Here is a 14,912-nt window from a genome sequence, read left to right as displayed (position 1 = left end):
TCTTCCTCCGGCTGCACTGGGTACTTGTCTCTTTCCTGGCTCTGACTTTAACAGCCTGGTTATGGAGGATACTCGCCATAAGGTACCGGGGGCTGGCGATACCTATCGTCTCACACATGGCTGCCGGTCTCAGTACGCTTGCCGCTATCTTCTTCCTGATTTGCCCGTGAGGAGCGGTATCAGGTTTTCAGAACCGGTGTTGCACAGGGTTTATATATTCATGCAGGTAAGAATGAAAAGCAATGGATGAAAGTATGGGAGAGTAATAAAGATGATCGTCGTTAAAGATCTTTACAAAACCTTCAAGCTTGCAAAAAAACAGAAGAAAGAAAAGGGCAGTTCCTGTGCTGATGGTAAGGTTCATGCCGTATCCGGGGTCAGTTTCGAATGCAGACCCGGACGGATATTCTGTCTGCTCGGTCCCAATGGTGCCGGCAAGACCACCATTCTGCGCATGATAGCAACACTTATGAAACCTGACTCAGGAAGCATTGAAGTAGCCGGATACGATACTGTAGAATCTGCTCAGAAGGTCCGTTCCCATCTTGGCTTTCTGACCGGATCTACCAAGCTCTATGATCGTCTGACTACAAAGGAACTGGTCAAGTACTACGCCGATCTTCACAATATGAATGATGCTGATTTCAATCGTCGCAAAGAAGAACTCTTCGACCTGCTGGATATGAATGATTTTGCTGACAGACGTATCGGCAAACTCTCATCGGGAATGAAGCAGAAAGTCTCTATTGTGCGAACCATTATACACGATCCGGATGTGGTGATATTTGATGAACCGACAGTTGGTCTGGATGTTATCACTTCCCGAAGCATTATTGATCTTATCCGTCGCTGCAAAAGTGAAAACAAAACTGTCATCTTTTCCACGCATATCATGAGTGAAGTCAGTTTAATAAGCGATGATCTCGCTATTCTTCACGAAGGTAAACTTCTGTACAACGATACTTACCAGGCTTTCGAGGACAGGATGCAGGCCGGATCGCTGGAGGAAGAATTCATTCGCACTCTTCAGGAGGGCAGATCATGAAAACGATTATGACGATATTTCGGAAAGAACTGAAGGATTCCCTTCGGGACCGCCGCACCATCATAACCATGATTATCGTGCCATTGCTGATGTTTCCAGTGATGATCGGACTGACATCCAGATTCATTATGTCTCACGAGGCAAAGGCTCAGGTCAGAGAACTCAAGGTTGGAGTGTTTGCGGGAGAGAACGCCGTTGAATTCGTAGAAATGCTTCACGAGCAGGAAAACATCCTCGTATTTGAGCAGATCCACCTTGAGGAGGGACAGGAACTCATCGCGTCAGACAGCCTTGATGCTTTTATCGTATTTCACGAAGAATTCGACAGGCAGGTCAGCGAATTAGGTCAGGGAGAGATCACGTTCTATCTGAAAGGGACAGAGGAACGGGAGATCGAAGAATACCGGATCATGGAACTGCTCGTTGAATATGAGGAATTGTTGCGTACCGATCGATTTGATGAGCTGAATCTGGATATAAGTATTATTGAAACCATATCTGTTTCGAAAGTAAATCTTGCAACTCAAAAGGAACAGCTGGCTGATATGGTCGGCGGCATTCTACCCTATATGTTCATCCTTTTCTGTTTTATGGGTAGCATGTATCCCTCCATTGATCTGGCTGCGGGAGAAAAAGAGCGCGGCACACTTGAAACCCTGCTGACCTCCCCGGTGAACAGACTTCAAATCCTGATAGGCAAATTTGGAGTTGTAGTTCTTACCGGTATCAGCTCGGCTGCGGTTTCCCTGCTGGGTCTTTATCTGGGAGTCCGGTATGTCAGTTCGATTCCAGCAGAATTCGTTGATATGGTAATGTCCATTCTGGAGCCGGGTTCCATACTCGTTCTCCTGTCACTTCTGCTTCCGCTCTCTGTTTTCTTCGCGGGTCTGCTGCTTTCCATCTCCTTCACCGCAAAGTCATATAAGGAAGCTCAGAGCAAGATCGGACCTCTTTTCCCGGTCATAATCATTCCAGCTTTTATTGGCATGATGCCGGGGATGAATCTGAATGCTTCGACGGCTCTGATTCCTATCCTCAATGTATCTCTGGCAACGAGAACGATTATTGCAGGTCAGGCAGACATCAGTATTATGATAATTGTCTATCTCTCACTCGCGGTTTACGCGGGTGCTGCTCTGCTACTGTGCAGCAGAACATTCAGCAGAGAAAGCGCTATTCTCCAATGAATTCAATGAATACTACAGGAAATGATGACTACAGATCGAGTGCTGAATTCTACGATTATATCCCGGTCTATGAGGGCAGGGACGATATCAATTACTATGTTGATCTGGCTGAGAAGATCGATGGCCCTGTTCTGGAACTCGGCTGCGGCACGGGAAGAGTACTTGTGCCGGTCGCTCAAACAGGATGCGAGATAATAGGACTGGATCCGTCGCCAGCAATGCTCGATATCTGCAGAAACAGGCTGAAAGAAGAAGATGAAGATCTGAGAAAGCGGGTAACTCTCATTGAAGGGGATATGAGGTGCTTCAACCTCGGACGGAAATTCGGTCTCATAACGACTCCTTTCAGATCATTCCAGCACCTGGAGACTGTCGAAGATCAACTGAAGGCTCTTGAGAATATTCATAGCCACCTGAAGGATAAAGGTATTTTCGTGCTTGACCTTTTCAACCCCTCAATGAAATACATTCTTGATGAGTCTCGAAGAGTGGAATTCGGTGATGAGCTGCCATTCAATCTTCCGGATGGACGGAAAGTCACCAGAAGATTCAGAAATCCATCCGTCGATCTTGCCAGGCAGCTGATAAACTGTGAAATGATCTATCTTTCAGAGTATCCTGATGGACGGACGGAAAGAACAGTGCATTCCTTCAATATGAGGTATCTTTTCAGGTATGAGGCTGAACACCTCCTTGAGATGAGTGGTTTCAGGATTATGGAAGTAATGGGTGCTTTTGACGGTTCACCCTTCGGAACATCCTGGCCCGGAGAATTGATAATTACGGCTACCCTGGCCTGATGCAGCCCATTGCACAATAAATCATAGATTCATATCTTAATACGATGTTAGGAGGGCTTGAATGAAATTTGTATTAATCCTCGTTCTTATTGCAGGTATTGCGGTATCCGTCAGTAACGCCGGTTCTCTTCCATTCTCCCGTTCAGGTCTTATTGACACACCAACCGCAACTGTGCTTCAGCATACACAGATAACAATTGGCGGTTCGCTCACCGCCTTCAGTTATGAACTCGCTGACAGCACATCGGAAAGTGATTTTGCTATTGGCGGACACCTTGAAATAGGTCTTTTCAACAGGGCACAGATAGGTGCAACCTGGCTCGGTGATGCAGGAATCTCGGGAAATGTCCGCGTGCTTGTCTTCAGCGAACGGATCAACACTCCGGCGCTGGCTGTGGGCTGCCAGAACATTATTGGAGAGAAGAACTACGAGTATTTCAAGGACTCCGATGACTCCCTGTACCAATATGAAGAGGATCAGAATTTCGCTGCCTATATAGTTATGACAAAAAATCTTGAATACATCTTCGGAGTACCTGTTGAAGTGAATCTGGGTTACGGTATTGGTAGGTTCAAACAGGGAGAATACGCGGATTCGGATGGAATCAGTAATCCGATCCGGGGGCTTTTCGGAGCGCTCAGTATTCATCCTGCTCACAATGTTTCAATTATTGTGGAGTGGGATGGAAGAGACGCCAATCTCGGCGTCTCCTATACTATGAACAGAAATGTCCGGTTCATGGCTGCCGCTGCAGAGCTGGAACAGCTGTCCAGAGGCAGTGAAAGAAACCGGATGGATGTGATGCAGAACGTTAAATTCAGCATCGGTGTGGAATTCACTATAGGACCTTTCATAAATCGTACTACTCTGGAACCGTTCGAACAACTGAGACAGGATGAGGATTCTGAACTTCTGCAACAGCTTGAAGAGATCAGATCTCACGCAAAAGAGGATATTGACGAATTTGAGGATGATATTCCCTGATCTGATTGAATCTGCTATCCGCTTGTCACAATCGCAATTGGAGTATCCATGAAAAGAATATCAACACATATTCATCCTGTTCTTAACATTTTTCTCATTCTACCGATCCTGTTACTTGTTTCGACGTGCAGTGATTCATCTCCACTTGGTCCTGGAGGTGAATCAGGTAATGATTACTTCACTATCGATCATTCCTGCTCCGTTCTTCCCGAAATCCCGCTGGAGTGGATTGATTCTGTCCAGTCAGGCTCTAAACTCCATTATGCCCACACATCCCATGGAGGTCAGCTCACTGTCGGTCTTTTAAGGATAGAAACAGCAGATTCCACATACAGTGTCTCCATAGGTTCCCGCTTCCTCCCGGATGAGAATAATGCCCTTTGCATCTTCGATGGACAGGAAAGCGAGACCTATATCACTCCCGATCTTTTCTGGGAATCAGAAGAGGGAATGAATCTCACAAGGAGTGTGCTTAACAATAACACTGACATCAATGTATGCATGTGGTGCTGGTGCTGTCAGATGGATTCCTACGGAGAGGCTGAGGTTCAGGCTTATCTCGATTCAATGACTGTTCTCGAATCAGATTTTCCCAACGTCACATTCGTCTACATGACAGGAAACGCTCAAGCGACAGGTGCAGAAGGATACAATCGATACCTCAGAAATCAGCAGATACGACAGTACTGTCAGAACAATAACAGGATCCTTTATGATTTTGCTGATCTGGACTGCTGGTACAACTCCGCAGGTCAATGGGAACAGCATACTTACAGCTACAATGGCAACGATATACCTTCCGAGCACCCGCAATTCTACGGCAATGAGTCCGGCCACACAACATATGAAAGCTGCGAGCAGAAGGGACGCTCCGTCTGGTGGTTACTTGCCATGATAGAAGGCTGGTGAGATTTGCAGGCTGAGAAGAAAGGTTGCACGAACAGAATGAATAAGATTCCAGATGCTTCTAAACGAGTAATGAAAATTTCTAAATCCGCCATTCACGAGATGACACGACTTTCAAAGCAGTACGATGATGTGGCTTTTCTTTCCTGGGCAAAGCCGACATCGGATACCCCTGAATTCATCAGGGAAGCCGCTGTAAAAGCTATCAGAAATGGACTTACAGGTGGTTATTCGCCAAGTCAGGGGCTTCCGGAACTAAGGGAAGCTATTTGCCGAAAACTGGTGAAGGATAACGATATCGTAGCTGACATAACCGATATAATTGTCACAGTTGGAGCTATCGAAGGCCTTGCGGCTGCTGTTATGGCAGTTATTGACCCCGGAGACGAGGTTATTCTCCCCACACCTACATACTCGACACATGCCAGGCAGGTTTTAATGGCTTCAGGCATACCGGTTTTTGCTCCAACAATAGAAGATGATGCTTTCAGACTGGATCTACAGGCGATCAGTGACAGGATCACGGATAAGACAAAAGCAATAATGTTGTGCAGCCCGGCAAATCCCACTGGTTCAGTATTCCCGGAAAGCGTTCTTCGCGATCTTGGAGAGATTGCCCTTGAGAACAATCTTTTCATAATCACGGATGAGGCTTATGAATACTTCGTCTACGATGATGCATGCCATTTCAGCATTGCCTCCATACCGGAGCTGAGAAAGAATGTAATAAGCTGTTTTACTCTGACAAAAACCTACGCAATGACCGGATGGAGAATAGGCTATCTGCATGCCGACAGCAGTATTATTCCACAGATCAATAAGGCTCATATACCATTGACCATTTGCGCACCTGTTGTTTCGCAGTACGCCGCTCTTGCCGCATTGCAGGGATCTCAGGAATGCGTCGAGCATTTCAGGAAAAAGTACTGTTCCGCCCGTGACCTGATGTGCAGCAGACTTGACGAGCTTCCTGACAGTTTCAGCTATCAGAAACCTGAAGGTTCATATCTTATGTTCCCGAAAGTACTGCACACTTCTATCAGCCGGGGATCTCTGCATTTTGCCAGAGAACTTCTTCACGAAGTCAGAGTTTCCGTAACTCCCGGCATAGCCTTCGGTCCAACAGGAGAAAACCATGTACGCATGTCTTTCTGCGTACCGGAGAATGTAATAGAAAAAGCATTCGATCGAATTGAGGTATTTTTTCGGAAGTAAGTCATGATGAAATCCTCACCCGTTCAGTTTTTTGTGCCAGTGATCGAGCTTCACGTACAGGCAGGGTAATACGACAAGTGTGAAGAACGTCGCCACTGCCAGTCCGCCGGATACGGTTCTCGCCATGGGAGCCCACATCACGGAACTGTCTGTTGCCGCTATAGACAGAGGCATCAGAGCCAGTATTGTCGTGAACGTGGTCATAAGAATCGGTCTGAGCCTCTTTCTTCCCGCGAGTACGATTGCTTCCCTTGATGACATGCCCGATTCACGACGGAGCTTGTTGGCGAAATCGATAAATATTATGCCATTATTTACCACGATCCCGGTCAACATGAGAAGCCCGATAATGGATGTCAGCCCCATTGTTGTACCCGTAAGCAGTAGTGTCCAGATAACGCCTATCAGCGCGAGAGGAATTTCCACCATTATGATGAAAGGTTCAAGAAGAGACTCGAATTGTGATGCCATCACCATGTAAACAAGAATGATCGCGACGATTATGGCAAGAGCCATACTCCCGAAAGCCTCGCCCTTGTCTTTGATATCTCCAAGGATCTCGTACCTGTGCCCGCCCAGATTCAGAGTATCCATCATAGTTTCCACATCCGCCGCAACTTCACCCAGAGGACGATCAAGTATCCGGCAGGTAACCGACACACTCCGCGATCTGTTTCTTCTTCCGATATCCTCAGGCACGAGAGTGTTTTCGAAACTGCCCCAGGCATCAAGAGGAAGTCCATACGCAACAAGTCCCGCAATCTCTTCCCTGGTCGACCTGGAGTTTTCCCGGTAACGAAGGTTGATATCGTACTGTCTGCTGTCTTCAGTATATGAAGCTGCATCCAGCCCCAGGACACCAATAGTTATCTCTGAACCTAACCGCGAAGGTGACTGCCCCCGAAGGAACAGAACATTCTCATATGGAGTGAAATCAACCTGTATCAGCCGATTCTTAAGTGAGGATGATACGTCAACTGTACCCGGGATACGGATCATTTCCCGGCTGACTGTTTCCCCGATATTTCGAAGTTCTTCAAGATCACTGCCGTAGATAACGATATTGATAGGAAATTCGTTGCCTATCGGCATTCCGCTGGAGAGACTGAATACAATACCTGGAAATTGCTCCAGAACTTCGCGGATTGCTGCATCATATTCCTCAATGCTCTTCGATCTTTCCCCTTCCATGGTGAAGTAGAGTTCCAGGCTTCCGCTGCTGGAAGCGGCGGAACCGAAGATCGCGCCCATTCCTTCGCTTCTTCCCACACTCAGATAGGAATTGGTCAGATCACCCGGTTTTATCAATTCCATGATGGAATTCTCTATTTCCACGAAAATACTGTCGGTGAACTCAAGCCCTGTTCCCGGAGCAAGGCTTATATCGATATCGATAACTCCTTCTTTCGGCTCCGGAAGAAACGTACTGGGTATGAATCTCATCATGAACAGCGAACCCGCGAAAATCAGAGCCACAGGAATGAATACATACCGTGAATGACCTGTCATCCAGTAAACTGTCCGCGAGTATCGCTCTTCCAGTCTGTTGAGCTTACGCTGTATCCTGCTGGAAATAGACCTCTCCGAATGCTCTTTAATAAGCCTCTTCGACCCTGAAGCAAGAAGAGGTATCAGAGACTGAGAAACGAAGAGAGAAATGAACAATGCAACAGCTATCGTTATGCTAAGATCCCTGAATATCTGACCGGTCATACCGGGCACGAACAGCATCGGGATAAACACCGCTACTGTTGTCAGTGTGGAAGCGGTTACCGCCATCCCCACCTGCGATGCCCCATGTTCCGCTGCCTTTTTCCGGTCTTCACCCTCTCTTCTCCATCTGTGAATATTCTCCAGAACCACAACTGAGTTATCCACTATCATCCCGATCGAGATGCTGAGGCCGGCCAGGGACATGATGTTGAGGTTAATACCGAGAAGATACATCGCGGCAAACGAAGCTATGAATGAAAGGGGCATCGAAAGGCTGACAATTCCTGCGTTCGAAATTGAACCAAGGAAGAGCGTAAGAACCGCAGCGGCAAGGAATACTGCCTGAATACCGGTAAGCAGTAAATCGTTTATCGACTGCATGATGAATCCCTGCTGGGAGTAAATTACGTTGCAGTCCAGAGTACCTGAATATTCGGAGGCTACCTCATCTATCGCGGACTCGAGTCTCCTGCATGTATTCACCGTGTTCGCATCAGAACTCTTCCTGAAAACAGCAAGCACGGCACTGCCCTGATTGAGGTAAACATAATTCTGGGGTTCCCGATAACTGTCAATTATGTCGGCAACTTCATCCAGACATACTGGTCGGCTCTCATGAACACCGATGACCAGTTCCCGGATGCTGTTGATGTCCTCGAACCCGGACTGGATACTTACAGCGAATTCCATGTCGCCGTCCTCGATATCACCACCAGGCTGATTACCGCCGACTATGTTCAGAGCAGCATAGACCTGAGCTAGAGGAATCCCTCTTTCGGATAAAAGTACCGGATCTATTTCAACATTTATCTGCCTTATCTGCCCCCCTGCCAGATTCACGGATGAGACACCTTCAACCCTGCTGAGTCTCGGAGTAATCTCATCTTCAATCAGACTCCTCAATTCCGCTCCGTTCATAACTTCACTCGAAAAAGTCACCATAACAAGCGGTTTCATGCTCGATGACATAGTCCAGATAAGCGGATCTGATGATCCATCGGGCAGCTGACTCTTTATCTTGTCAACCGCGTCACGAATATCACTTTCCGCCTGATCAGCATCAGCGCTGTTCGTCAATTCGAGAGTAACGACACTGAGACCGTTTTTCGAGCTGGAGAGAACAGTCTCGATTCCTTCGACCCCGGAAACAGCATCCTCGATAGGTTCCGTAATGAGACCCTCCATTTCGAGAGGTCCGGCTCCTGGCAGGACAGTGACTATAACGATCTTTCCAAGGTCGACCTTCGGGAAGTAATCAATTCCAAGCTGCGTGGTTGCGAATAGTCCGGCTCCGGCCAGAAGCAGAAATATCATGATAAATGTTGTGCGCCTGCGTACCGCCAGTCCTGCAAGATTCATTACTGCACCACCTTTACCGGATCGCCATCGGAAGCAAGGTGATGGCCAAGTGCTATTACTGTATCTCCCGGAGAAACACCCTCTGTTATCTCAAAATCCGTTCCATTCACTATTCCTGTTTCCAGAGATACTGTTTCAACTATGCCGTCCCGGATCAGAACCGCTTCCCAGGAATTACCGTCAACGGGCTTCAGTACACGTTGAGGCAGAACAATCGCATTCTGAACTGTTTCCAGAGCTATTATCGCGGTGCCTGTCATTCCGGAGCGAAGTAATTCTGAACTGTCATGAAACTGGACCATCACAGGCACGAGTCCCGATAAAGGGTCCACTGAATGGGATGCTGAAGCAATTTCACCCTGAAACAGCTCACCCGGATAGTGTTCGGTGGAGAACAGAACCGGCTGCCCGACCACCAGTTTCTGAAGATGTCTTTCGGCCAGGAGCAGCTCGGTCTGCATCAGGCTAACTCCGGCAATCGAGACCAGGGGACCGGAGGATAACTGACCCGTGCGTGCATGAACCCTGGTAACCGTGCCGCTGAATGGAGCAGTGATCAAGCCGCTTTCCTCTATACTCCGAGCATTTGCATATCCTGCGAGAGCGCCCTGAACTGAAGCATCAGCAGCCAGAGAAATACTTAATGATTGTTCGTACTCGGTTTCACTTATAACCCCTGATGCGTATAACCTCTCTGACCTGGCAAGATCAATCTGCGCATTTGCAGACAGGGTTCTGGCAGCGGATACCTGTGCGATCGATGAACTAACTGCGCTGCTAAACCGTTGATCTGTGGAAAGTTCGACAAGAATATCTCCTGCAGAAACGGTATCCCCTACTTTCACCAGGACGTTCTGAACCCTTCCAGGGGCCTGGGCGCTGATAATCGCTTCCTGCCCTGATTCCAGCCTGCACAATGCAACGACCGTTTCACTTATAACCTGCAACTGCGGAATGATTACTGTTACAGGAATCGATTTATCTCTTTCTATTTCCGAACCACAGGATATCATAAGAATAGAAAAAAGCAGGATAATGATAATCTGATTCTTCATTTGCCGCCTGCCATCCCATTAAGAAGGACACTCATGGCTGACTCAATGTATTCTTCATCCTTCTCTACAGATTCTGATTCATCCCCCAGCCAGGCAGACATGCAGTCGTGGGAAATGAACCAGATTTTGCTAATGGCGATAAAGACGATTACAAATACCCCGGGGTCCAGATCACTTCTGAGGATTCCTTCTTTCTGAAGTTCTGAAAGGCTGTCAAGTATGACAGTCCTCAATTCGGGAGGTGGTATCATAGGAACGGGAAATGAGCGCTCCGCGTCAAGCCATGCAATCATTCTGACAAATTGCGGATGCTCCTGCAGGAATCTGAAGAACACCTTGTATTCGCCGCCTTTTCTCACCCCTTCGATTCCATCAGTTTTAAAAAGTTCGACCATTTCCCTGATCCCATGGTACATACCGAATCCCATAAGGCGTCTCTCCGCGCTTTCTTTCCATAAGTGCTGCTTTGAATCGAAATGGTGATAGAGGAGGCTCTTCGCAACACCCGCCCGATCAGCGATTTCTTTCATTGATGTTCCGGAGAAACCTTTTTCGGCAAAACATTCCTCCGCTGCATTTAGTATTTCCTCTTTTTTTTCTCCTGACATTATTATCCTTCCAAATTAGCTGCTCTATATTTCTACTTCTCGAAATTACTGACTGACCGTTCGGTCAGTAGTATATTCAACAAATTGATATAGTCAAGCCTGATTTGATTAGTTTGGTTTAATTCTCAGCAATTCTGATTTCGCAGTTCAGGATGCTCGATTAAATAGTCAAGATAAATACTGGAGGATGCCATTGCAGGTAGAACCCCTTCGTGAACGAGTTCTTCAAGGTTTGACAGTATTACACTGATCTCAGGGATTCTTGCCGGATCACTCCCTGCCATACGCAGCAGCTCCTGTCCGAGTTCCTTCGGAAGAATTCGTTTCACTGAATCCGGTATCAGTTCATCAAGTCTGATTTTGAGTTTTCTCAGTCTCTTTGAACCATCCTCCGCAAAGTGGGTGCTATGCGCAGCTATGTCCGCTGAAGCAAGATCAATAAGACGTTCCAGATACTCCCCCGAATCCCGGATTAACTTCCGAACAGCCCGGTCACTCCACTGCTTTGAATAAAGAACAGGCCTCATATGGTTCTTAACCAGGAAAACAACACACGAACGCTCTTTCTTCGAGAACCTGAAATACTCAGCTGTTTCATTCGCGATGGCAGCTCCGATCTCCTCATGCCTGTAGAAGTGAGGATTTCCCTCGTCGTCTATCATTCTTGTCTCCGGTTTTCCTATATCATGAAGAAGTGCAGCCCACCTCAAACATCTATCGGTTGACTGCAGGTGCCGAATAACGTCGAGAGTATGATTCCAGATATCGGTGATGTGAGCCTTTCCCTGTCCCACTCCATTCAGTGTGAACATCTCTTCAAATTGAGGTATCATATCCGTCAGGATACCTGATTCCTTCATTCCCTGAAGGGTATCCGCTACGGAATTTCCATCGGGAGTGGTGAGTATCAGATCCATCTCCAGCTTCCAGCGTTCCCTGGAGATGTTCATTATCTCCGTGTGAAGCTTCCTTACAGCATCAAGAACCGATGGATGAAGAGAGAATCCCAGGCGGCAGGCAAACCGGAAAGCTCTGAGCATCCTGAGCGGATCTTCCCTGAAAGTCACATCAGGTTCAAGTGGTGTTCTGATAATTCCATTTTCCAGATCCCACCTGCCTCCGAGAGGATCAATGATCATCCCCTCTTCGCTCATGGCCATCGCATTGATTGTGAAATCACGCCTTGTCAGATCTTCTTCAAGATTATTCCCGAATACCACATCAGGATGGCGGGAACCTTTGCGATAGCTTTCCCTGCATCTGTAAGTTGTTATCTGAACCTCGGTCTTTTCAGATCCGCACTGCAGGAATGTTGCGACAGTTCCAAACTCCAGGCCTATTGGAATTACCTTGAACCCCCCAGACTCCAGAATATCACTGGTTACATCCGGTGGAGCGCTTGTCGCGAAATCATAATCTCCTGTAACTCTTCCAAGGAGCAGGTCTCTGACGTACCCGCCAACCAGATAAAGTTCTTCTCCTTTATCATGAAAGATCCTGAAAAGACTTCGCGCTATTTCCATGAGCTCCTCTCACCCCGGAATACAGTACAGAAATTCTGCTGTACTTGAATTATATCAAAATGACTTATCTTTCGAACATACCATGGAAGGAATACCGTGACTGTATTGATGTCTATCTGGAAGCAAGTAAGAGAAGCCGGGAAGGTCTGTCTTGTTCTTTTCCGCATAATGGTGCCTGTTATTATCATTGTTAAGCTTCTCAGCGAACTGGGTCTTGTTAAATACATTGCTTTTGTTTTCGCGCCTGCAATGAAACTCGTAGGACTTCCCGGAGAAATGGGACTGGTCTGGGCAACCGCGATTGTAACAAACATGTATGGCGGCATTGTCATCTTCGCTACCCTTGCCCCGGCTCTTCACCTCTCTACAGCACAGATAACGGTCATGGCCTGCATGATCCTGGTCGCGCATTCCATGCCGGTGGAAATATCAATTGCCAGAAAGACCGGAGTCAGAGTTCGTTTCATGGTGCCCTTCAGAATACTGAGCGCTTTCCTTCTTGGTATCATCCTTCACAGTATCTACGAAATGGGAAATTTCCTGCAGGATGAAGGGAGAATCTTCTGGGAAGCCGCACCAACTGATGGCACATTATCTTCCTGGGCCTTATCTCAATTTCAGAATCTCTCCATCATCTTCCTGATTGTACTCGGGTTGATCATCCTCATGAAAATCCTTGACAGACTCGGAATCACAAGGATTATGAATAAATTGCTTGAACCGATTCTGACTTCAATGGGAATAGGGGAATCAGCTGCTACAGTGACTATACTGGGAATGGTTCTGGGGATATCCTACGGAGGAGGTCTGATAATAAGAGATATATCTTCAGGAAGGCTTTCATCGAAGGATGTGTTCTTCTCCATGTCATTGATGGGGCTTTCTCACGCCATTGTGGAAGACACGCTTCTGATGATGTCTCTGGGGGGAAGCATAACGGGCGTACTTCTGGCCAGATTCGGATTCACATGGCTGGTAATAGCCTGTCTGGTTAAAGTCGTAAATAGAATCCCGGACAGGATTTTTTATCGCTACCTGTTCAGGCCTGCAAATCAACCGGATTCTATCCGCCCGTAAAAGTCTTTTTCGTCAGTTCCTCATCTTCATTCGATATTTATCATACTAAATATAGACTAATTGCATGATAATACAAGAATGTGGTGCCTGACCCCTATTCCAGATTCACCATTCTGCCAGTAAACACGCTGGAATCGATACTCAGACTGTAGTAGTAAACCCCTGGGGGAACAACATTTCCGTTGTCATCTCTGCAATGCCAGAAGACACTGTGTTCACCGTTACCCAGATCTCCATCAGCAAGACTGCTTATCATCCTTCCGGAACAGTCATAGATACGGATACTGACATGTGCGGGTTCTGAAAGGGAATAGTTGATCTGAGTCGAGCTATGAAACGGATTTGGCGATATCTGAGGAACCTGTGTTCCTGATGATACCTGATATTCCCCGGATGAAATACCCACAGATAAAATGTGTGCATAGCGCACCGACTTCAGATTGCCGCTCCAGTTCGTGCCGCCGATAATGTATAGATAACCGTCATAAGAACAATATCCATGCCCTGAACGCACCTCAGGTATGTTTGGAAATGACACCCATGAATCCAGTGGTCCGGATGTTTGTATGCCGGCAGTACTTGCTGTGCTGTAGTAAGAGGTTAAACACTGTCCGCCGGTAATATATACACTTCCATCTTCTACACAGCAGCCATGGTATGCGGATACCGCAGGCAGCGAAGTTGTAGATGTCCAGGAGTCTATTGTCCCATTAAGTTCTGATTGCGCGAACCAGACATTGTTGTAGTATGTGAGCGAACTGCTGTGACCGCCTGATATATACAGATAATTGTTGTATGAAAAGCACCGGGATCCATCGCGTGAAGCTGGTATATTCGTGGTTGATTCCCACTCTCCAACCGTTCCATCGTCATTTATCTGGGCAAATATGACTCCGGAACCATTGAATACATATACATATCCATTACAGACGGCCATACTGTAACCGGTTCGGGGTGAAGGTAAATCGGTTGTTGAAGTCCAGGATCCAATCGAGCCATCCGCATGTATTTCGGCAGACCAGACATCGTCCCTGTAATTGCCGCTTCCCCATCCGCCAAGGACAAAAAGGTAGTTATTGTAAATGAAACAGCCGTGATACATACGAGCGCCGGGCAGATTTGTTGTAGACAACCATGGATGTGTCAGTGATCCATCGCCAAGTATTTCAGAATACCATACATTATTGTGAGCAATACCGGTTTGCTCTCCACCGATAGTATATACGTATCCGTTGTGTGCACAGCATGCTGTACACCACCTTGCGTAAGGCAGATCAGCAGTTGATTGCCACTGAGCGGAGGATGTCCCTGCTAACACAAATGTCAGTATTAGCAAGTAACAAGCTCTTTTCATGGAATACATTCTATCTCCTCCTAAATTGGCCAATCGATTACTTTGTATTGCATTCATCATACACTTCCTCACCATTCCGGAATCG

At 47.0% G+C, this 14,912-nt stretch carries 12 protein-coding genes; 7 read left to right on the top strand and 5 right to left on the bottom strand.

Annotated elements, in window-relative coordinates; all coding sequences use genetic code 11:
- Positions 1-271: 271 nt before the first annotated feature.
- From K8R76_09145 to K8R76_09120, 6 genes are all read left to right on the top strand, one after another.
- Positions 272-1,045: an ATP-binding cassette domain-containing protein gene (locus tag K8R76_09145; GenBank protein MCD4848344.1), complete on the top strand. Its 774-nt coding sequence runs from the start codon at positions 272-274 to the stop codon at positions 1,043-1,045.
- On the top strand, positions 1,042-2,232 hold the full coding sequence (locus K8R76_09140) for an ABC transporter permease (GenBank protein MCD4848343.1): 1,191 nt from the start codon (positions 1,042-1,044) through the stop codon (positions 2,230-2,232). Before K8R76_09145 ends, K8R76_09140 begins: the two co-directional genes overlap by 4 nt.
- The gene (locus K8R76_09135) at positions 2,229-3,032 is read left to right on the top strand and encodes a class I SAM-dependent methyltransferase (protein MCD4848342.1); all 804 of its coding nucleotides are present in this window, start codon (positions 2,229-2,231) and stop codon (positions 3,030-3,032) included. The genes K8R76_09140 and K8R76_09135 overlap by 4 nt, the downstream gene beginning before the upstream one ends.
- 61 nt (positions 3,033-3,093) lie before the next feature.
- Positions 3,094-4,017: a YjbH domain-containing protein gene (locus tag K8R76_09130; protein ID MCD4848341.1), complete on the top strand. Its 924-nt coding sequence runs from the start codon at positions 3,094-3,096 to the stop codon at positions 4,015-4,017.
- A 48-nt stretch (positions 4,018-4,065) separates the two neighbouring features.
- Positions 4,066-4,926, top strand: coding sequence for a hypothetical protein (locus K8R76_09125; GenBank protein MCD4848340.1), 861 nt, complete (start codon positions 4,066-4,068; stop codon positions 4,924-4,926).
- Positions 4,927-4,962: 36 nt separating this feature from the next.
- The gene (locus tag K8R76_09120) at positions 4,963-6,138 is read left to right on the top strand and encodes a pyridoxal phosphate-dependent aminotransferase (protein ID MCD4848339.1); all 1,176 of its coding nucleotides are present in this window, start codon (positions 4,963-4,965) and stop codon (positions 6,136-6,138) included.
- A 15-nt stretch (positions 6,139-6,153) separates the two neighbouring features.
- Here the strand turns inward: K8R76_09120 and K8R76_09115 are convergent, their stop codons facing one another.
- From K8R76_09115 to K8R76_09100, 4 genes are all read right to left on the bottom strand, one after another.
- The gene (locus K8R76_09115) at positions 6,154-9,210 is read right to left on the bottom strand and encodes an efflux RND transporter permease subunit (protein ID MCD4848338.1); all 3,057 of its coding nucleotides are present in this window, start codon (positions 9,208-9,210) and stop codon (positions 6,154-6,156) included.
- Positions 9,210-10,265: an efflux RND transporter periplasmic adaptor subunit gene (locus K8R76_09110; protein ID MCD4848337.1), complete on the bottom strand. Its 1,056-nt coding sequence runs from the start codon at positions 10,263-10,265 to the stop codon at positions 9,210-9,212. The genes K8R76_09115 and K8R76_09110 overlap by 1 nt, the downstream gene beginning before the upstream one ends.
- Positions 10,262-10,873 (bottom strand): TetR/AcrR family transcriptional regulator, encoded by a 612-nt coding sequence (locus tag K8R76_09105; protein ID MCD4848336.1) that lies wholly within the window; start codon positions 10,871-10,873, stop codon positions 10,262-10,264. Before K8R76_09105 ends, K8R76_09110 begins: the two co-directional genes overlap by 4 nt.
- Positions 10,874-10,998: 125 nt before the next feature.
- The gene (locus K8R76_09100) at positions 10,999-12,396 is read right to left on the bottom strand and encodes a CCA tRNA nucleotidyltransferase (protein ID MCD4848335.1); all 1,398 of its coding nucleotides are present in this window, start codon (positions 12,394-12,396) and stop codon (positions 10,999-11,001) included.
- A gap of 96 nt (positions 12,397-12,492) precedes the next feature.
- Here K8R76_09100 and K8R76_09095 point away from each other — a divergent pair, with 96 nt between their 5' ends.
- Complete coding sequence (locus K8R76_09095) at positions 12,493-13,473, top strand: hypothetical protein (GenBank protein MCD4848334.1); 981 nt, start codon at positions 12,493-12,495, stop codon at positions 13,471-13,473.
- Between the two features lie 94 nt (positions 13,474-13,567).
- Here K8R76_09095 and K8R76_09090 read toward each other — a convergent pair whose 3' ends face one another.
- On the bottom strand, positions 13,568-14,836 hold the full coding sequence (locus K8R76_09090; protein ID MCD4848333.1) for a T9SS type A sorting domain-containing protein: 1,269 nt from the start codon (positions 14,834-14,836) through the stop codon (positions 13,568-13,570).
- Positions 14,837-14,912 lie beyond the last annotated feature (76 nt).

It is taken from the genome of Candidatus Aegiribacteria sp., assembly GCA_021108435.1.
In the GTDB taxonomy this organism is placed as follows: Bacteria; Fermentibacterota; Fermentibacteria; order Fermentibacterales; family JCC-6; genus Aegiribacteria.
This window is presented reverse-complemented; position numbering and strand designations above follow the sequence as displayed.